Source organism: Streptomyces sp. NPDC104307 (assembly GCF_055584045.1).
Map to the genome: position 1 here is coordinate 205,723 of NZ_JBVJMU010000001.1, position 17,900 is coordinate 223,622.

The 17,900-nt window shown below is 70.9% G+C and carries 16 protein-coding genes; 10 read left to right on the forward strand and 6 right to left on the reverse strand.

All coding sequences use genetic code 11. The features are described 5' to 3' along the window. Nucleotides 1–15 precede the first annotated feature (15 nt). Nucleotides 16–450, reverse strand: coding sequence for an RrF2 family transcriptional regulator (locus tag ACZ601_RS00690; protein ID WP_469531706.1), 435 nt, complete (start codon nucleotides 448–450; stop codon nucleotides 16–18). Nucleotides 451–588: 138 nt separating this feature from the next. Between ACZ601_RS00690 and ACZ601_RS00695 the strand changes: the two genes are divergently transcribed. Beyond that, nucleotides 589–1,095, forward strand: coding sequence for a cupin domain-containing protein (locus ACZ601_RS00695; RefSeq protein WP_469531708.1), 507 nt, complete (start codon nucleotides 589–591; stop codon nucleotides 1,093–1,095). A gap of 27 nt (nucleotides 1,096–1,122) precedes the next feature. Here the strand turns inward: ACZ601_RS00695 and ACZ601_RS00700 are convergent, their stop codons facing one another. Genes ACZ601_RS00700 through ACZ601_RS00710 form a run of 3 tightly spaced genes read right to left on the reverse strand, consistent with a single transcriptional unit; the run spans nucleotide 1,123 to nucleotide 4,142 of the window. Then, complete coding sequence (locus tag ACZ601_RS00700) at nucleotides 1,123–2,310, reverse strand: DUF1266 domain-containing protein (protein WP_469531710.1); 1,188 nt, start codon at nucleotides 2,308–2,310, stop codon at nucleotides 1,123–1,125. Further along, the gene (locus ACZ601_RS00705) at nucleotides 2,301–3,470 is read right to left on the reverse strand and encodes a DUF1266 domain-containing protein (RefSeq protein ID WP_469531711.1); all 1,170 of its coding nucleotides are present in this window, start codon (nucleotides 3,468–3,470) and stop codon (nucleotides 2,301–2,303) included. Before ACZ601_RS00705 ends, ACZ601_RS00700 begins: the two co-directional genes overlap by 10 nt. Before the next feature lie 57 nt (nucleotides 3,471–3,527). Further along, the gene (locus tag ACZ601_RS00710; protein WP_469531712.1) at nucleotides 3,528–4,142 is read right to left on the reverse strand and encodes a TetR/AcrR family transcriptional regulator; all 615 of its coding nucleotides are present in this window, start codon (nucleotides 4,140–4,142) and stop codon (nucleotides 3,528–3,530) included. A gap of 102 nt (nucleotides 4,143–4,244) precedes the next feature. Here ACZ601_RS00710 and ACZ601_RS00715 point away from each other — a divergent pair, with 102 nt between their 5' ends. From ACZ601_RS00715 to ACZ601_RS00740, 6 genes are all read left to right on the forward strand, one after another. Then, nucleotides 4,245–5,171: an NmrA family NAD(P)-binding protein gene (locus tag ACZ601_RS00715; RefSeq protein WP_469531713.1), complete on the forward strand. Its 927-nt coding sequence runs from the start codon at nucleotides 4,245–4,247 to the stop codon at nucleotides 5,169–5,171. A 171-nt stretch (nucleotides 5,172–5,342) separates the two neighbouring features. Then, the gene (locus ACZ601_RS00720; RefSeq protein WP_469531714.1) at nucleotides 5,343–6,680 is read left to right on the forward strand and encodes a uracil-xanthine permease family protein; all 1,338 of its coding nucleotides are present in this window, start codon (nucleotides 5,343–5,345) and stop codon (nucleotides 6,678–6,680) included. Next, a complete protein-coding gene (locus tag ACZ601_RS00725) occupies nucleotides 6,677–8,002 on the forward strand; it encodes an amidohydrolase family protein (RefSeq protein ID WP_469531715.1) in 1,326 nt (441 codons plus the stop codon). The genes ACZ601_RS00720 and ACZ601_RS00725 overlap by 4 nt, the downstream gene beginning before the upstream one ends. 214 nt (nucleotides 8,003–8,216) lie before the next feature. Next, on the forward strand, nucleotides 8,217–9,266 hold the full coding sequence (locus ACZ601_RS00730; RefSeq protein WP_469531716.1) for an isopenicillin N synthase family dioxygenase: 1,050 nt from the start codon (nucleotides 8,217–8,219) through the stop codon (nucleotides 9,264–9,266). 19 nt (nucleotides 9,267–9,285) lie between these two features. Beyond that, nucleotides 9,286–10,605: a nucleobase:cation symporter-2 family protein gene (locus tag ACZ601_RS00735; protein ID WP_469533761.1), complete on the forward strand. Its 1,320-nt coding sequence runs from the start codon at nucleotides 9,286–9,288 to the stop codon at nucleotides 10,603–10,605. Between the two features lie 189 nt (nucleotides 10,606–10,794). Continuing rightward, complete coding sequence (locus ACZ601_RS00740) at nucleotides 10,795–11,316, forward strand: P-loop nucleotide/nucleoside kinase family protein (protein WP_469531717.1); 522 nt, start codon at nucleotides 10,795–10,797, stop codon at nucleotides 11,314–11,316. Nucleotides 11,317–11,345: 29 nt separating this feature from the next. Here ACZ601_RS00740 and ACZ601_RS00745 read toward each other — a convergent pair whose 3' ends face one another. Then, nucleotides 11,346–11,537, reverse strand: coding sequence for a DUF1737 domain-containing protein (locus tag ACZ601_RS00745; protein WP_469531718.1), 192 nt, complete (start codon nucleotides 11,535–11,537; stop codon nucleotides 11,346–11,348). Nucleotides 11,538–11,675: 138 nt separating this feature from the next. Here ACZ601_RS00745 and ACZ601_RS00750 point away from each other — a divergent pair, with 138 nt between their 5' ends. The 3 genes from ACZ601_RS00750 to ACZ601_RS00760 all read left to right on the forward strand — a co-directional run bounded on the left by ACZ601_RS00750 (nucleotide 11,676) and on the right by ACZ601_RS00760 (nucleotide 14,926). Next, nucleotides 11,676–12,395, forward strand: coding sequence for a TetR/AcrR family transcriptional regulator (locus tag ACZ601_RS00750; protein ID WP_469531720.1), 720 nt, complete (start codon nucleotides 11,676–11,678; stop codon nucleotides 12,393–12,395). A gap of 121 nt (nucleotides 12,396–12,516) precedes the next feature. Then, nucleotides 12,517–14,130, forward strand: a complete 1,614-nt coding sequence (locus tag ACZ601_RS00755) for an MDR family MFS transporter (RefSeq protein WP_469533763.1) — start codon at nucleotides 12,517–12,519, stop codon at nucleotides 14,128–14,130. A gap of 28 nt (nucleotides 14,131–14,158) precedes the next feature. Next, the gene (locus ACZ601_RS00760; RefSeq protein ID WP_469531722.1) at nucleotides 14,159–14,926 is read left to right on the forward strand and encodes a class I SAM-dependent methyltransferase; all 768 of its coding nucleotides are present in this window, start codon (nucleotides 14,159–14,161) and stop codon (nucleotides 14,924–14,926) included. Nucleotides 14,927–14,941: 15 nt separating this feature from the next. On the opposite strand, the gene ACZ601_RS00765 is transcribed toward ACZ601_RS00760, so the two are convergent. Next, the gene (locus ACZ601_RS00765) at nucleotides 14,942–17,860 is read right to left on the reverse strand and encodes an acid phosphatase (protein ID WP_469533766.1); all 2,919 of its coding nucleotides are present in this window, start codon (nucleotides 17,858–17,860) and stop codon (nucleotides 14,942–14,944) included. Nucleotides 17,861–17,900 lie beyond the last annotated feature (40 nt).

The following is a 17,900-nucleotide window of genomic DNA, read 5'->3' on the forward strand; positions in this document are numbered from 1 at the left end:
GTTGCGGGGCGCCCGTCACGAGACACCGACCCCGGACTGCCGCTCCAGCGCGCCCGCGGGAAGCAGTGAGGCCAGGGTGAGTCCGCCCAGGACCGCCGTGGCCTCCGCCTCGACCCGCCGCCACACACCGGGCAGGCCCACAGCCGGGCCGGGGTAGTCGAGCGCGGCCAGGGGCTCGCCGCGCAAGGTGATCACTTCGCCGTCAACGGCACGCACGATGTCCAGAAGGGCGATCTCGCCGGCCGGCCTGCCGAGCCAGTAGCCGCCCTCGCAGCCACGCTGGCTGCGCACCAGGCCGGCTCTGCGCAACTCGCCCACGACGGACTTCAGGAACCGGAACGGGATTTCCTGCGAGGAAGCGATGGCCTCACAGGTGAGCGGACGGCCAGGCTCATGGGCGAGCTCCAGGAGGGCCCGCGTGGCGTAGTCCGCCTTCGCGGAGATATGCATGCCCTCATCATGCCCGACGGCCCTTCCGCGACAAGGGCTTCGCGGAGTCCCGCTGCTACATTGCGGCAACATTGCCGCAGGTGAAGGGCAATGGACACCTCTTGACATCCTTTTCCGTGCCGCTCTAGCGTCCCTGCCATGAGTGAGCCGCTGACGACCCCCGGTGAAGGCTTCCACCCTCACCTCCACGACGCCCCGGACCAGTCGGCCGCGCCACTGCGCAGCCGGGTGCACCACATCCGTGCGGACGCCCTGGACGGCGACACCGCCCAGACCGGAGGCATGCGCAGGTTCGCCGCCGTCAGCGGAAAGACGGTCGGGGCGGAGCGGCTGTGGATGGGCCAGACCCACGTGGCCCCCGCGACCTCCTCCTCCGACCACCACCACGGTGAGTCCGAGACCGCCATCCATGTGGTCAGCGGACACCCCGAGTTCGTCTTCCTGGACGACTCGGGCGGCGAACCGGAGGAGGTACGGCTGCGCACCTCCCCCGGTGACTACATCTTCGTCCCGCCCTTCGTACCGCACCGGGAGGAGAACCCCGACCCGGCGGAGGAGGCCGTGGTCGTGATCGCCCGCAGCACGCAGGAAGCGATCGTCGTCAACCTCCCCCGGCTGTACGCGCTCGGAGACCCGCAGGCCTGACGGCCGGGGAGGAGGAGGCCGGCGGGCTCAGCGCCAGGGAATGTTCCGCCAGGGGCTGCCTTCGCTGTCCGTCAGCAGACGGTGCGCCGTGACATTGCTCCGGTAGTAGTCGCCGTAGTCCTCGCCGTCGAACCGCAGCACACGGCCCAGCGCATACCCCGCCGAGAAGTCCTCCCAGGAGCGGTAAGCCGATCTGCTCAGCGCGCCGGCGTGAACGATGGCCTGCTCCGCCTCGTGCGGAACACAGAACCGTGCGGACAGCCCCCATCTGGCCAGATTCACCGCCCGCCCGTAGTCGTAGGCGACGGTCGTGGTGACCCGGCCGTCCGGCGGCAGCAGCCCGTCGGCGCGGAACCGGGCCTCGTACCTGACGATGCGCCGTACGAGTTCCTCGATGTCCCTGACCATGTCGTGGCCCACCCCGATGTCCTGGGCGTGCCCGGCAGCCGTCTCGCGCCACACGTCCGCGGACGGCTGCTCGCCCAGTCCGGCCCTGAGCTGTTCACGCACCCGGAGTACGAAGTCGGGCTCGGCCGGACTGTTGCGCGCGTCCAGAAGGGCGTCCAACTGCTTTCGCCAGCCGACCGGTTCGGTGATGCCCCAGGAGTCGCGGAGCAGCTCCAGCTCGCACGAGTACTCGTGGTAGACGGTGCCCACCTCGTTCCAGGGCACGCCGTTGCCGACCGCCAGATGCGCCCCGCACGCCAGCCCGTACGCCAGTGGGCCGTGCAGTGCCCCGTGGCGCAGCGCGATCAGCCGGTCCCTTCTCGGGCGGTCGTTCTCCGCGTGGTAGCGCCGCCACATCGCGCGGTGCGGGGGTGTGGCGGGGAAGAGCAGCTGAGCGGGGGTGCCCGTGTTCACGGACAGCAGTTGATGCGGGTCGCGCCAGTCGAACTCCGCCACCCACCTCAGGGAGACACCGTGGAACACCCAGTCCGGGTGCCAGGGCGGCAGCATTCCACGGGTGAGTACCGGCCGGCAGTTGCGGCCGGTCCCGTCCCGGTACGGGCGCCAGGTGATCATGTCGGGAGCGGCGTCCGCCTCGGACTTCGGCGCGACGATGTACAGCTCCTCGCCGGCCAGCACACGCAGCTGGGCCTCCGCGTCACCACGCGCTCCCGCCTCGTACAGCAGATGTTCCGTTATCGACGGCGACACCCAGGGGACGCCGTGGGCAGGGTGGCCGGGGTACGAGGGCGGAGAACTCATGACCATGCGATGTTCCTGTAGGGGCTGTTGGGGTCCTGGGTCAGGATCCTGTGCTGCGCGAGTGACTCCTCGTACGTCACCCCGGACTGATCTTCCTCGTCGAAGTGCATCACGCGGGCCAGCGAGTAGCCGAGCGAGAACTGCGCCCAGGAGCCGTATGCCTGCCCGGCCAGGGCGCCGATCCGCAGCACGGCCTGTTCGGCTTCGCGTGGATCGCAGAGGCGGGCGCCCAGTGCGAGCCGTACGACGTTGACGGCCCGTCCGTAGTCGAAGGCGGCCAGCGTGTCGACCCGCTCGTCGGCGCCGAGGGCGCCGTCCGCGCGCAGTTTGCCCTCGTACGTGACGGCGAGCCGCAGGGCCTCATGGGCCTCGGCCGCCTCGGACGGTGCGGTCTGGCGGCGCGTCAGCGCGTCGGTGAGCGCGGCGGACCACTCCGGGACCGTGGGGGTCCGGCCCAGGCGCCCGGCGAGAGAGCGACGGATCTGGAGCACCGACTCGTAGGTGCGGCCGACGAGCCGGGTGGTCAGCAGTGCTTCGAGAGTCTCCCGGTAGGCCGCGCGGTCCAGCACACCCCAGGGGTTGCGAAGCCGGGCGCGATCCATCGAGTACCCCTCGTAGGTGGCGCCCAGCTCGTTCCAGACGAGGCCGTTGTGCACGGCGAGATGGGCGCCGAGGGCCAGTCCGTGCGCGAGCGGTCCGTGCAGCTGGCCGGCCCGGTGTGTCACCAGCAGGCCGTTCTGCGGCCCCGCGGACCGTTCGTGGACCTTCTGCCACGCCCGGCGACGTCCCGGGCCGGCCGCGACAGTGACGGCATAGGGCGTGCCCGGATTGATGACCAGCCACCGAACCCCGTCCGGCCAGCGGCGCCCGAGCCCGTCGAGGCCGATCGTCTCGAACACCCACTCCGGGTGCCAGGGCGGCAATGTGCCGGAGGTATGCACGGTGACACACCTCCGGCCCGGCGTCACGGGGTCCGGGTGGGCGGTGAGCAGGGGAGCGTAGCCGGGCGTGTCCGCGTGCAGTCGGGCGACGAGCACATAGAGCCTGTTCCGGGCCAGGGCGTCCAGCATCGCGTCCCGGTCGCCGGCTGCCGCCGTCTCGTGCAGCAGCCGCTCGGTCTCGGTCGGCGCCCCCCACCCGGGCGACTGCGCGCCTGCCCCCGGCACACCCGTCTCCGTTGTCGCTGTTCCCGTTGCCCCTGTTCCCGTCGTCACAGTCGGATCCTACGGAACGCCTCCGGCGGCCGGCAGGGCGACTTGGGAGATGCCCCCTCCGCACGGCGGGTTGCGCAGACTCAGCCCCTTGGTCGTGAGCCGGAGCAGCCGCTTCGCCGAAGCCGTGGGCTCTGGATGATGTTCTGTGGCCATCGCGAGGCCGACGGCCAACGTGATCAGGTCGGCCGCCGTGACATCCGGGTCCATGGCGCCGTCTCGCACGGCGTCGCCCAGTAGCGGTCCAGCTGCTTCCTGGAGTGTCGTCGAGCAGCTGTTGTCGTGCACGGAACCGTCGTAGGAGAGTGCGACCGCCAGCCCGCGGGCTCGCACACAGTAGGCGACGACCTCGTCGAGCCATTCCATCAGAACGGCGTACCGGTCGCCGCCAGGACTGCCCGTCAGATCGCGGGCGTGCGCGCGCAGGGCCTCGACCCGTTCACGGGAGACCGCCTCCAACAGCGCCAGGCGTGAAGGGAAGTGGCGGCGCACCGTGGCCGAGCCGACTCCCGCGGTGCGCGCGATCTGCTCGAAGGACGCGTCAGCGCCGTGCGCGGCGACCTCTTCCTCCGCCACCGCGAGGATGCGCAGGTAGTTGCGGCGGGCGTCGGCGCGCTGTGCGGACATGGCGGGGGTCTCCAGACTCGTTTCCGCTAAACGGCGGGGTCTGCCATATTGTAGCCAACACGAAACGGCGACCCCCGCCGTTTAACCGTTCAGGGAGTGACCATGCCGATCTCAACCGCAGCACCCGTGCTCGTCTCCGGCGCCACCGGGAAGCAGGGTGGCGCCACCGCACGCGCTCTGCTCGCCGCGGGAACTCCCGTCCGCGCCCTGGTGCGCGACGCCGCGGCGTCGCGGGCCCGAGCAGTCGAGGAGCTGGGCGCCGAACTTGTCACCGGCGACCTCGACGACCGCGCGTCCCTGGCCCGCGCCGCCGCGGGAGCCCGTGCGGTGTTCTCCGTACAGATGCCCGCCTTCACCGGGACCGGCTTCGACTTCGACGGCGAAGTGGCTCAGGCCCGCAACCTCATCGAGGCCGCCCGGGAGGCCGGTGTGCCGCACTTCGTCCACACTTCCGTGACCGGGGCCGGACAGCACACCGAGACCCCCGGCTGGGCGGAGGGCCGCTGGGCATCGATGGAGGGCACCCTGGGAGCCAAGGCCGCGATCCAGGAGCTGGTCCGGGCGGCAGGCTTTCCGTACTGGACACTCCTCAAGCCGGGCTTCTTCATGGAGAACTTCCTCCCCTCAAGCGCCTTCCTCTTCCCGCGCGGCATCGAAGGGGGCCTGGTCAGCGTCCTGAACCCGGAGACCCGCCTGTCCCTGGTCGCGGTCGACGACATCGGAGCCGCGGCCGCGGCAGCCGTCGCGGACCCGCACACCTTCAACAAGGTCGAACTGGAGCTGGCGAGCGACCACCTGTCGATGACACGGATCGCCGAGGTCCTCTCCCAGGCCCTGGGCACGCACCTGTCCGCACCGGACATGACCGAGACGCAGGCCAAGGCGGCCGGAATGCCCGGACCGGGCGCCAGTCACGAGTACCTCAACGTGGCCGGTCAGCCCGGCCGCCCCGAGTACGCGCGAGACCTCGGCATCCCCCTGACCACCTTCGAGACGTGGGCGCGCACGTACATGAGCCCCACCGCGTAGGGCCGCGCCCGCGGCCGTACGTGTGGGACCCCTGACGGCAACGCGGGGGAAACACTCCGTCCCTACGGTCTCCTTCACACCGGTCATGGCTGCGAACGGCCGGTGTGCGCGGAGGCTCTCCCGGCCCCGGCGCTAACCAGCCGTCTTCCGCCAAGCTTTCAGGGAGGAACGATGGCTGTGTCCACGCATGCCGTCGCGCCCGCGCCGCCGGGCCCGCACCCCGTCGATGTCCGGCCGCCGCTGCGCCGCCTGGTGCCGCTGAGCCTGCAGCATCTGCTTGTCGCGTACGCGGGCATGGCGACGATGCCGTTGCTCGTGGGCACCGCGCTGGAGCTGCCCGAGGACCGGATTCGGCTGCTCATCAGCGCCAATCTGCTGGTGAGCGGGCTCGCCACGCTGTTGCAGTCGCTCGGCGTGATGCGGGTCGGGGCCCGGCTGCCGATCGTGATGGGGTCGACGTTCACCGCGATCACGCCGGCCGTGCTGATCGGCAAGGAGCACGGGCTCGCCGCCGTGTTCGGGGCGACGATCGTGTCGGGCCTGGTGACGTTGGCCGTCGCCCCGTGGTTCGGACGGTGGCTGCACTTGTTTCCGCCGCTGGTGACCGGGACCGTCATCGCCGTGATCGGCTTCTCACTGGTGCCATCGGCGGCCGGGCTCGTCACCGGGGGCCAGGGCGGCGCCCCGGGCGGGCGCGGACTCGCCCTGGCGGCGGTGACCGTGGTTCTCGTGGTGTTGGTGGAGCTGCTCGCGCCGCCCGCCCTGGCCCGGTTCTCCGTGCTCGTCGCCCTCGCCGCGGGAACCGCGCTCGCCGTGCCACTGGGGTTGTTCGACGGGTCGGGCGTCGCGGAGGCGCACACGGTGACGGCACCGGATCCGACCGCCTTCGGAGCGCCCACGTTCGTCGTACCGGCGATCGTCGCGATGCTCGTCGTACAGCTCGTGAACATGGTCGAGTCCGTCGGTGACACCCTCGCCGTCGGGCAGATCGTCGGGCGCGGCGACGACGCGCCCACCGTCGTACGGGCACTCCGCGCGGACGGCGTGGCGACCATGGTGTCGGGAGCGCTGGCCTCGTTCCCCGTCGTGACGTTCGGGCAGTCGGTGGGTCTGGTCAGCGTGACGCGGGTGCGCAGCCGCCATGTCGTGGCGCTGTCGGGCTCGTTGATGGTGGTACTCGCGTTCGTGCCGGTACTCGGCGCTGCCGTCGCCGCCGTGCCGGGCCCGGTCCTGGGCGGGGTCTCACTCGTCATGTTCGGCATGGTCGGCGCGGTCGGTCTGCGCATCCTGGCGCGGGCGGACCTCAGCGACTCCCGCGATCTGCTGACCGCGGCGCTCGCCTTCGGGCTCGGGATGATCCCGGTCGGCGCTCCGGACTTCTACGCCCCACTCCCCTCGTTCGCCCGCACGGTCCTGGACAGCGGCATCGCCGTCACCGGCGTCGTCGCCTTCGCCCTGAACCTCTTGTTCCACCACACGCCCCGGCTCCGGAAGGACCACGCCCGATGACGACGCCCGGCATCGACACGATCACCGACGTCACCGTCTTCAGCGAGGGCCGCTGGCAGGCCGGCACGGACGTCCACCTGGCCGGGGGACGGATCAGCGCTCTCGTACCGGCAGGTGAACTCCCGCGCGGGCAGCGGGTCCTGGAGGGATCCGGCGGACATCTCGTCCCCGGCCTGGTGAACACCCACACCCACCTCTTCCAGTCGGGCCTGCGCGGCATCGGCGAAGGACTGCCCCTGCTCGCGTGGCTCAGAGCTGTCGGCGAGGAGGCGGCGCTGCTCACCCCTGAGCGGGCCTACGCGACCGCGGCCGCCGCCGCCGCAGAGGCGCTGCGCGGCGGCACCACCACCCTCGTCGAGCACATGTGGCCGCACCCGTCGCCCGGGGTGCACGACGCTGTCCTGCGGGCGCTGCGCGACAGCGGCATACGGGCCGTGCTGTGCCGGGGCGTCGCGGACCGGGCCGACCGCAGCCGCAGGTGGGGCTTCGACCCCCGGCTGATGCAGCCGTTGCGGGAAGCGCTCGCGCACACGGACGAGCTGATCGCGGCGGCGCGTGACAGCCGGGTCGGGGTGGGCGTCGCCGTACCCAATCCGCGGTGTCTGACGCCCGAGGGGATGGCCGCGGTGCGCGCGTACGCCGACGAGCGCGGCCTGCCCGTCTCGTTGCACCTCCTGGAGACGACGACGGACGACACCATGTGCCGCGAGCACACGGGGTCCGGCGCCGTGGACTATCTGGAGCGGGCCGGGTTCCTGTGGGAGCGGCTGCTCGCCGTGCACTGCGTGGAGCTCGACGCGGCGGGCCGCGCGGCGCTCGCCCGGCACGGCGTCGGCATCTCGTACAACCCACTCAGCAACATGCGCCTGGGCAGCGGGATCGCTCCGGTGCCGGAGATGCTGGCCGCCGGGCTACGGGTCGGGCTCGGCGTCGACGGCGCCGCGAGCAACGACACCCAGGACATGATGGAGGCGCTGCGCATCGGCGCCTATCTGCAACGGGCCGCCCACCGCAAGGCCGATCTGCTCGGGTTCCCGGAGATGTTCTCGCTGGCGTCGAACGGCGCGAATCACGTTCTCGGCCTGGAGGAGCGCCCGGACGGCGTGCGCGCCGGTATGCAGGCCGACCTCGTCCTGCACCGCTTCGACAGGGATTACGCCTGCCTTCCGGTACGTGACCCGGGGGCCACGCTGCTGACGTGTGCGGGCAGCCGGACCGTGGCGGCGGTCATGGTCGACGGCGAGGTCCTGGTGCGGGACGGGGAGCATGTCCGGCTCTCATCCGCGGAGTTGGCGGCCGGGCTGAGCTTTACGGCGGCGTAACACCGTGGTCCCCGGCGGAAACACCCGCCGGGCAGGCTGAACGCATCGCGTGCGGGTCCCGGGCCAACGGGGCCCGCACCAGCCCACGGCGCCGGACCCGCGAAGGGGTCCGCCGCGACCGTGCCCGCAGGCCTCTGAGTGTCCGCGGTGGGGAGTGCAGGGGCGGTGACTGCATCCCGGAAACCCACGATCGCTTCAAGGAGCGACAACCGCGATGACTGACACGACTGAGACAGCTGAGACGACGAAGACGGCGGCCACGACCGGGACGGCTGAGACGACCGGGACGACGTACAGCCTGGCCGAACTGGCCAAGGAGACGCGCATGGGCGGGGCCGGGACGGAGACCTCCGGTCGGGAGATCCGCAGGATCGACCTGAGCGACTACGACGCCCGCAAGGCCGAGATCACCGAACAGCTGTGGGCGGCCGCCACCGACATCGGCTTCTTCCAGCTCGTGCACCACGGCATCGAACAGAGCACGGTGGAAAGGGCGTTCGCCGATGCCGAGCGGTTCTTCGCGCTGCCGGAGGAGACCAAGGCCCGGCACGCCCTGAAAAAGGGACTCAACTCGGGCTGGGAGTCCATGACCCAGGTCCGTCCGTCGATCGGGACGCCGGACCAGAAGGAGTCGTACCAGCTGACCCGGCCGCACATGGACGGGCTGTGGCCGGACGACGAGCTGCCCGGCTTTCGGGAGCGCACCCTCGCCTTCGAGGCGCGGTGCGGGGAACTGGCGATGCGCGTGCTGTCCTGCTTCGCCGACAAGCTGGGGCTGCCCGAAGGGTTCTTCACGCGCGCCCACGACCCGGCCAGTGAGCAGTACCAGTCGACGTTGCGCATGCTGCACTACTTCGCGGTCCCCGAGGACGTCGAGATCCCGGCGGATGTCTGGCGCGCGGGTGCGCACACGGACTTCGACTGTCTGACGTTGCTGTTTCAGCGCGATGGGCAGGGCGGGCTGCAGGTGTGCCCCGGCAAGGAGGCGGAGGGGCAGGAGTGGACGCCGGTCGAACCGGCCGGCTCCGTGATCACCTGCAACATCGGGGACATGCTGATGCGGTGGAGCGATGACCGGCTGCCGTCCAACTTCCACCGGGTCAAGTCGCCCGGCCCCGGCGACGACCGGTCGGCCCGCCACAGCATCGCGTTCTTCGCGCAGGCGGACCGTGACGTGGTGATCGAGGGGCCCGGGGGCCGCTACCCGGCGATCACGGCCGCGGACTACATCCAGCAGCGCATCGCCGCCAACTTCGCACGGTAGAGGAGAGGGTGACGTGACGATGTCCACGAGGAGCACCGGTACCGGACGGCTCGCGGTACTCGGCCTGCAGCATGTGATCGTGATGTACACCGGGTGTGTGACCGTGCCGCTGGTGTTCGGCGCGGCGGCCGGCCTCGACGCCGCGACGGTCGCGGTGCTCATCAACGCCGATCTGCTCGTCGCGGGCATCGTCACGATCATCCAGGGAGCCGGGGTCGGCCGGATCCTGGGCGTGCGGATGCCGGTGATGGCGGGCGCGGCGTTCACTGCGGTGACGCCGATGATCCTCATCGCCGGGGAGTACGGACTGCAGGCGGTGTACGGGTCGATGCTGGCGGCGGGGCTCTTCGGCCTGCTGGCGGCCTACCCGTTCGCAAAGGCGGTGCGCTTCTTCCCACCGCTGGTGAGCGGTGTGGTGATCACGGTGGTGGGGCTCGCGCTGATCGGCGTCGGCGTGAACCTGATCGTCGGCAGCGATCCGAAGGCCGCCGACCACGCCGCGCCCTCGCGGCTCGCACTCGCCGCCTTCGTCGTGATCGTGATCCTCCTCGTCGCCCGCTTCGGCCGCGGCTTCCTCGCCCGGACCGGCATCCTGCTCGGCGTGGTGGCGGGGACGGCGGTCGCGGTGCCGTTCGGCCTGGTCGACGTCTCGGCCGCGCGCACGGCGGACTGGATCGGCGTCAGTGCTCCCTTCCACTTCGGAGCGCCGCAGTTCCCCGCGGTCGCGGTGCTCTCGATGTGCGTGGTGATGCTCGTCCTCTTCGCCGAGTCGACGGCGGATCTCCTCGCGGTCGCGGAGCTGACCGGCAGGAAACTGACAACCGCGGACCTGGCACGCGGCCTGGCGGCGGACGGCCTCTCCGGTGTCCTGGGCGGCGTCATGAACGCCTTCCTGGACACGGTGTTCGCGCAGAACGTCGGACTGGTGACGATGACGAAGGTCCGCAGCCGGCATGTCGCCACCGTGGCGGGCTGCATGCTGCTGGTACTCGGGCTGATCCCCAAGCTGGGCGCGCTGGTCGCCGGACTGCCACAGCCGGTGGTCGGCGCGGCGGGCCTGGTGATGTTCGCGACGGTCGCCACCGTCGGCATCGGCACGCTCCGCACGGTGGACTTCGACGGCACGCACAACCTGCTGATCGTGGCCGTGTCGATCGGTGCCGGCATGGCCCCGGAGGTGGCGCCCGACCTGTACAGCAGGCTCCCGGAAGGGGTGGGGATCGTGCTGGGCTCACCCGTGACGAGCGCCACGCTGGTGGCGTTCGGGCTGAACCTGGCGTTCAACGGAAGGGGCCCGAAGCACGTTCGGCGCGCGGAACCGGTCGACGTACCGGCCTGATGCCGTCCGTGAGCTGGTGTCAGAACCACCTCGGGACCCGGCGAGCGGCAACACCGCAGCACTCACCCTGCCGACGAGCTCACCCGTCCGGTACGCCGCCGGGGCGGGCGGGATCCGGTGGACCGCTCGGACGCTGTACGGGCCGGCCATGACCGTCACGGCCCGTACAGCCACCTACTATCGGATCCCATGATCGTATGGCTCAACGGCACCCATGGTGCGGGCAAGACGACGACCAGCGCGCTCGTGCAGCAGCTGATCCCGGATTCACGGGTGTTCGACGCCGAGCAGGTCGGCGGGATGCTCATGGACATCACACCGGGGCTGCCCTGGACGGGCAACTTCCAGGACTGGCCGCCGTGGCGGCCGCTCGTGGTCGAGACCGCCCGCCATGTGCTCGCCTACACCGGCGGCACCCTGGTGGTGCCCATGACGGTCCTGGTCGAGCCGTACTGGCGTGAGATCAGCGCGGGCCTCGCCCACCACGACATTCCGGTACGGCACTTCGTCCTCCACGCCGATCAGGACACCCTCCGCGGGCGTATCGAGGGCGACACCCACCTCGGCCCTTCCGCCTTCCGCCTCAACTACCTTGAGCCCTACGCGGAGGCCGCCAGCACCTGGCTCCACCGCGAGGCCGAGGTCATCGACACCACGCGGCTCACCCCCGCCCAGGCCGCCCAGCAGATCGCGGAGGCCGTCAACGGCTGAGCGATGCCCGCAGGCAGCGGCCCGGTCGGTCAGTTCCGGCGCGCCGCCCGCCAGACCAGCGCCTGGGCGACGATGACATTCGCACCGTTGAAGGTGACAGCAGGCCCTTCGTGCAGTTCGTAGCCAAGTGTGAGCATTTCGCTCACGCGTCGGCAGAACGCGGCGTCGTCCGGCCCGGTGACGACCCGGTACACAGGCAGTCCGTCTGGTGGCGTACTCATGAGGCGAGGATCTCATCCGCCTGCGAACCGGTCGCAACGGGGCGGACGGCAGCCGATACGACGGCCAACAGCCGAGCGCCGACCGCCCGACCCCCGGATAATTTTGCAGGTTCTGCATTTTTGCCTACTATGCAAGATGTGCCGACCAAGAAGCCCTCCGCGTCCGGCCCCTCCGAGCGCAAGAAGCCCTCCTCACCGGGGCTTCGGGAGCGCAAGAAGCGGGCCACCCGCAACGCCCTCGCGGAAGCCGCCGTACGCCTGGCCGCCGAGCACGGCGTGGAGAACGTCACGGTCGAGGCGATCAGTGAGGCCGCCGGGGTCTCGCCCCGGACGTTCTTCAACTACTTCCCCAGCCACGACGACGCGTTCGTGCTGATCGACGAGGCGGTGGGCGAGCGGATCAGGGAGTCCGTGCGCCTCGCCCCGGCCGATCGTCCGCCGCTCGACGTGGTCCGCGACGCGCTCACGGAGGAGCTCGGCGGATTCGAGCAGCGCAAGGAGTTCTGGGCCCTTCAGGCCAAGGTCTTCCAGCGTTCCCCCCACCTCATCCAACGCGGCCTCCAGGCCCAGGTGGCGGACCAACGGGCCCTGGCCGCCGCCATCGCCGACTGGCTCGACACCGGCCCCGGCACCGGCCCCGGGTCCGCCGGCGCGGCCCCGGATTCGGGGGGCGCTCCGGCGTCATCCCGTCCCGCAGGCGACGGCCTCTTCCCTCAGCTGCTCGCCGCGATCGCCCAGACCGCGGTACGGGTCGCCATCGAGCACTGGTGCGACCACCCCGGAGAGGTGGAACTCGCGGACACCTTCCAGGAGGTGTTCGTCCAGCTCGCCCACGGCCTCCCGCGGCCACCCGGGTAGCCCCGCCGCCTGCCACCGGCACGGCCGCCCCCCTCGCCTCACCGCCGACCTCTGTTCTGCTCCAGCACCGAAGAAGGACACCGTGACCGCAATCGAGGCGCCGGAACAGGCGCCTTCCTCCATGTCCAACCGGCAGATACTCCAGGCGATGTCCGGCCTGATGGCAGGCATGTTCGTCGCCATCCTCGCCGGAACCGTCGTCGCCAACGCACTGCCGCGCATCATCGCGGACCTCGGCGCCAGCCAGTCCGCGTACACCTGGGTCGTGACGTCCGAGCTCCTCGCGATGACGGCGACCGTGCCGCTCTGGGGCAAGCTCGCGGACCTGTTCAACCAGAAGCTGCTGCTCCAGCTCTCGCTCGGCCTGTTCGTGGTCGGTTCGCTGGTGGCCGGATTCTCGCAGGACGTCAACACGCTGATCGTCAGCCGCGTCATCCAGGGCATCGGCGCCGGTGGCCTCACGGCACTCGCCCAGATCGTGATGGCGGCCATCATCCCGCCGCGCAGGCTGGGCAAGTACGCGGGCATCTTCGGCGCGGTCTTCGCCGTCGGCACGGTCGCCGGTCCGCTGATCGGCGGTGTCCTCGTGGACACCTCGTGGCTCGGCTGGCGTTGGTGCTTCTTCGTCGGCGTACCGTTCGCACTGGCCGGAATCCTGCTGCTCCAGCGCACCCTGAAGCTGCCGACCGTACGGCGTCAGGTCCGGATCGACTGGCTGGGCGCGTTCCTGATCGTCGCGGGCGTCTGCGCGCTGCTGATCTGGACCTCGCTCGCCGGCAACAGCTTCGACTGGGCCTCCTGGCAGACCGCCGCCCTGGTGATCACCGGCGTGGTGCTGCTGACCGCCGCGGTCTTCGTGGAGTCACGGGCGGCCGAGCCGATCGTCCCGCTGGCCATCTTCCGCAACCGCACGGTCACACTGACCACTCTGGGCAGCTTCTTCGTCGGCATCGCCATGTTCGCCGGAACCGTGTTCCTGTCGCAGTACTTCCAGATCTCCCTGGGCAAGTCACCGACCGTCGCGGGCTTCATGAGCCTTCCGCTGATCGGTGGTCTGCTGGTCTCCTCGACCGTCGCCGGGCAGATCATCGCCGCGACCGGCAAGTGGAAGCGGTACCTCGTCTCGGGTGCCGTGATCATGACGGCCGGGCTCGGCATGCTGTCGACGATCGACGCGGACACGCACTTCGGACTCCTCAGCCTCTACATGGCGTTCATGGGCATCGGTGTCGGCATGCTGATGCAGAACCTGGTGCTCGCCGCCCAGAACGACGTACCCGCGCACGAACTGGGCGCGGCCACCTCCGTACTGTCCTTCTTCCGCAGCCTCGGCGGCACCGTCGGGACCAGCGTGCTCGGCGCGGTGCTCGCCAACCGGGTCGCGAGCGAGATGACCAAGGGCCTCGCGGAGAACGGCCTCCCGGCTCCGGCCGGGGGCCACGGCAGCGCCGTACCCGACATGACCACACTGCCCGAGCCGATGAAGAACATCGTCGAGCACGCCTACGGAGTCGCCACCGGCGATCTTTTCCTCATCGCCACCCCCTTCGCCTTCCTCGGCCTGCTGGCGGTGCTCTTCATCAAGGAGAAGCCCCTCAAGACCACCAGCGGCATGGAGCGGCTGGCCGCGGAGGCGGCCCCCGGCCCCGAGGACGCGGCAGAGCAGCCGCTGCTCCCCGTGCCGCCCGCGCCCCGGCAGGGGGAGGCCGGGGCGCCCGAAACGGCCGGGCGCTGACGGGGCACACCGTGCGAGGATGCTCGGCATGTCTGTTCGCGCACTGAGCTTCGGGACGATGGCGGAAGCGTACGAACGGTTCCGGCCGGGGTATCCCGTCGAACTGTTCGACGTGGTGCTGGCGTACGCCGGTCAGCCGGTCTCCAGTGCCCTGGAGATCGGCGCCGGGACCGGCAAGGCCACCCGCCTGCTGGCTCGGCGGGGGGTGCCGGTCACGGCGACAGACCCGGACGCGGCCATGCTCGCCGAGCTGCGCAAGCATGTGCCGCCGGGCGTCAGGACGGCACGCGCCGCCTTCGAGGAGCTGCGGCCGGGCGAACGGTACGGGCTGGTCTACGCGGCATCGGCGCTGCACTGGACGGAGCCTGCGGGCCGGTGGGCCCGCATGGCCGGACTGCTGGAGCCGGGCGGCGTGTTCGCCTCGTTCGCCAGGCCGGTGGGACTGGCCGACCCGGCTGTGGAGGAGGCCGTACGCGCGGCACGGGCACCGTTCCTGGAGAGCGACGATGTCCCGTCCCCGGACGGGACACCTGAGGGCCACCCCATGCAGTGGCCGGGCACGGAACTCCAACGGTCCGAGTGGTTCGACGGAGTCCAGCAGTCCGTGATCGAGAGCAGTCTGACGATGAGTGCGAACGACTTCGTCGGCTATCTCTCGACCGTTTCCGCCTACATCCTCCTGCCGCAGCCGCAGCAGGCCGAGGTTTTCCGCCGGATCCTTCGGGTTCTGCCCGAGACGGTCGAGCTCTCCACCGCCACCGTCGTCCATCTGGCCCGTCGGCGGTACGAGGCGTAGCACGGGACGGGGTCGCTACGCTCCGGTCCGGGTTCCGTCCGCGTTCACCCGCACCCCGTCGACGGTCAGCGTCCCGTCGTGGTGTGCGGTGACCTTCGCGGTCATCGCACGCGCGAGGTCGATCCGCTGCCAGCTGCCCCCGTCGCCCTGTTCGTCCAGGGCAGAGCCGGAGGGGATCTGGGTGGCGGCGAGCACGGTACGCCGCTGGGCGCCGGTGAGCTTCGGGTGCGCCGTGCGCAGCAGGTCCTCCGCCCCCTCCGGAACGGCGGGCGGCAGGCCCTCGGCGCCGATGTGCGGGAATCCGTAGGTCATCCGCTGCTTGTACACCTTGAGCGCATCGGTCGTGGGGAGGTACGGCGTCCCCCGGCCGGCGCACCGTGTGAGCGAGTCGCCCGCTCCGGTCTCACGGCACTTCTGTACGAGGACGGCTCGCAACTCGGTCTGCGCCTGCTCCAGGAGCGTGCGGAACTCCGGGTCGGACCAGCGCAGCTGGGCGGTCTTCTCGCCGACGATCCGGCCGCCCATGATGTCGGTCGGGTAGTGGAAGGACAGCAGGATGCGGTTGTTGCCGTACTCGGAGGCGCGCGCCAGGATCTGCGGTGACAGTTCGGGCAGCAGGGTGGCGAGGACGATGCCCTGCGCGTAGCCGTGGCTGGTGTGCCCGCTCGGGAAGGAGCCGTCGCCCGCGAGACCGGCGTAGCCGCCGGGGCTGTCCCAGGGCTTGATGAGTCCCTGCTCTTCGGTGAACCCCATCCGGACGAAGGGGCGCTTGTACTGGTAGTTGTTCTTGGCTGTCTGGTACCAGTCGGCCGACGAGTCCGCGGTGTGTTCGACCCGGCCGGACAGCAGCGCCTCGGTCTTGGGGAGTTCGCCGTTCTTCAGCGCCTGCGCGTACAGCCCGCCCAGGGTCGTGCCCAGTCCGTCCGCCATGGTCCGGTAGGGGCTGTTCGCGCCGTCCACGAGGGCCTTGTGGACCTGGGGATCGGCGGGGCCGGAGGGGGCGTTGTTGATGTCGACGACCGTCCGGTCGTCGATCGCGGTCAGTTCCTCGTACGTCGTTCCCTTCGGCAGGACTTCGTTGGCCCCCATGACCGACGGTTCGTTCCGCGCGGCGTCGAACGAGCGCAGCAGCCAGGTGAAGTAGTCACCGCCGCCGGGCGCGGCGGGCTGGGTGTCGGAGGCGTACGAGGTGCCCAGCTGCTCGTCGGTGAAGGGCAGGGAGCCTGTGGTCTGTGCGAGCGGGCCGGGCCCGAAGTAGATGTCCGAGCTGGTGCTGTTGCACTGATGGACCTCGACGGCCAGGGTGTTGGCCCCCGTACGCAGGGCGGAGGCCGGTACGCCGAAGCGGGCGGTGACCGGGTCTCCCTCGCCCGAGGTCCCGTCCGGGGTCTCGTACTGGAGGTTCTTCGTGATCTTTCCGTCGCCGTGGCCGGCGATGCGCCTGCCGTTGAGGTAGACGGTCACGGTGTCGTCGTAGACGACCGTGCCGACGAGCCCGCTCATCGCGTCGAGGGAGGCGCGGTCCATCGAGAAGGAGGTACGGAAGAAGTACGCCTCGGTACTGTCACCCGCGCTGTTGCCCGCGTCCTTGCGGAGCCGCAGCTTCGTGCGGACGGGGAAGCCGTCCCCGAGGTCGGTGCCGTCGTTCTTCGCGCCGAAGGGACCGGTGGCCGTCTTCCAGGGAACGTCCCCCGTGTCGAATCCGGTCCGGGTCCACGCCGTGCGGTCCTCGTTCCCGCGCGCCGGGTCGACGTCCGGGGTGTCGAGATAGCTCCAGCTGGTCGAGGCGTCGACGACTGCCTTGCCGATGCTGACGTCGTCGATCCAGCCGCTGGGCGCGGAGCCGGACTTGGCGTGCGCGTCGTCGTAGCGCAGCAGGATCTCGCTGACGTGCTTTCCGGCGAGCGCGCCGAGGTCGGCCGAGACGGTGTTCCACTCCCCCGGGGCGGGCTTGCTGTTCGCCGCCCGTACCTCGCGGGTACGGGGGTGGCGGCCGTCCGGGTCGGTGTAGCGGATGTCGAGCGCGACGTGGGCGGAGGCGGAGTCGTCCGGCCGGATCGCGTAGCTGAGCTTCGAGCCACGTATGAGAGGGACATCGAGGCCGGAGCGCAGGACCACGGTGGAGGAGGCCGGTCCGGTGGCGAGGACCCGGCCCGCGTACCGCAGCGCGGCCGAGCCGTCCGCCGCTCCGACGGAGTCGGCGTTCTCGACCCGGGCCCCGAGCGCGGAGGCCGTGGATCCGGCGGAACTGCGCAGGGTCCAGTCGGCGAGCTGGAGCTTCGAGTGGTCAGCGGCCGGACCCTGACACCGGTCGGCGCAGTTGTCCGTGATGCGGAGCTGGTAGTGGCGGTACGCGTGCGTGGCGGTGACCGGATAGAAGTCGGTCTGGCCACGGGCGCCGAAGCGCTGCTCCTTCTGCTGGTCCAGGACGTGCCACGAGGAGTCGTCCGCGTCCGTCGCGGCGGAGTCGCTGTCGCTGCCGAGCACGGTCCACGCGGCGGGGTCGCGCGGCGGCGCGTCGTTCGCGGAGGTGAGCGAGTAGCCGGTGACAGCCGCCGGGGTACGCAGGGTGTAGATCGCGTACACGGGCTTCTCCCCGGTGGGGCGTCCGCTGTCGCGGGCGTACCACTTGGTGGCGGAGTCCTGGTCGGAGAGGCTGGTGACGCCTTCCTGCGCGCTCGTGTCGTTGGGGTGGCCGGACCGTACGTCGCGCACGGTGGTGGTGACCTCTGTGGTCTCGCCGCGCAGATTCCGCGCCCGGCCCCGGGCCGGGAAGCCCGCGGGCCGGGGCGTCCCGGGTTCGTAGGAGGTGGCCCAGTAACCGCCCAACTCCGGGGCGGCGCCCGCCGGTCCGGCCGAAGTGGCGGAGGCGGCAGAGGCGGCCGGGCCCGTCCCCGCCACGAGTGACGCCGCCACGAGCACGGCTACGACCACACCTGCGCCCGCGTCCTGCCCACGTCTGCTGAACACCCGC

What these genes read in the sequence shown, in the direction of transcription:
- ACZ601_RS00695 (WP_469531708.1), top strand. Translation starts at nt 589, where the DNA reads ATGAGTGAGCCGCTGACGACCCCCGGTGAAGGCTTCCACCCTCACCTC.
- ACZ601_RS00745 (WP_469531718.1), bottom strand. Translation starts at nt 11,537, where the DNA reads ATGAGTACGCCACCAGACGGACTGCCTGTGTACCGGGTCGTCACCGGG.
- ACZ601_RS00715 (WP_469531713.1), top strand. Translation starts at nt 4,245, where the DNA reads ATGCCGATCTCAACCGCAGCACCCGTGCTCGTCTCCGGCGCCACCGGG.
- ACZ601_RS00690 (WP_469531706.1), bottom strand. Translation starts at nt 450, where the DNA reads ATGCATATCTCCGCGAAGGCGGACTACGCCACGCGGGCCCTCCTGGAG.
- ACZ601_RS00740 (WP_469531717.1), top strand. Translation starts at nt 10,795, where the DNA reads ATGATCGTATGGCTCAACGGCACCCATGGTGCGGGCAAGACGACGACC.
- ACZ601_RS00720 (WP_469531714.1), top strand. Translation starts at nt 5,343, where the DNA reads ATGGCTGTGTCCACGCATGCCGTCGCGCCCGCGCCGCCGGGCCCGCAC.
- ACZ601_RS00700 (WP_469531710.1), bottom strand. Translation starts at nt 2,310, where the DNA reads ATGGTCATGAGTTCTCCGCCCTCGTACCCCGGCCACCCTGCCCACGGC.
- ACZ601_RS00735 (WP_469533761.1), top strand. Translation starts at nt 9,286, where the DNA reads ATGTCCACGAGGAGCACCGGTACCGGACGGCTCGCGGTACTCGGCCTG.
- ACZ601_RS00710 (WP_469531712.1), bottom strand. Translation starts at nt 4,142, where the DNA reads ATGTCCGCACAGCGCGCCGACGCCCGCCGCAACTACCTGCGCATCCTC.
- ACZ601_RS00755 (WP_469533763.1), top strand. Translation starts at nt 12,517, where the DNA reads ATGTCCAACCGGCAGATACTCCAGGCGATGTCCGGCCTGATGGCAGGC.
- ACZ601_RS00730 (WP_469531716.1), top strand. Translation starts at nt 8,217, where the DNA reads ATGACTGACACGACTGAGACAGCTGAGACGACGAAGACGGCGGCCACG.
- ACZ601_RS00725 (WP_469531715.1), top strand. Translation starts at nt 6,677, where the DNA reads ATGACGACGCCCGGCATCGACACGATCACCGACGTCACCGTCTTCAGC.
- ACZ601_RS00760 (WP_469531722.1), top strand. Translation starts at nt 14,159, where the DNA reads ATGTCTGTTCGCGCACTGAGCTTCGGGACGATGGCGGAAGCGTACGAA.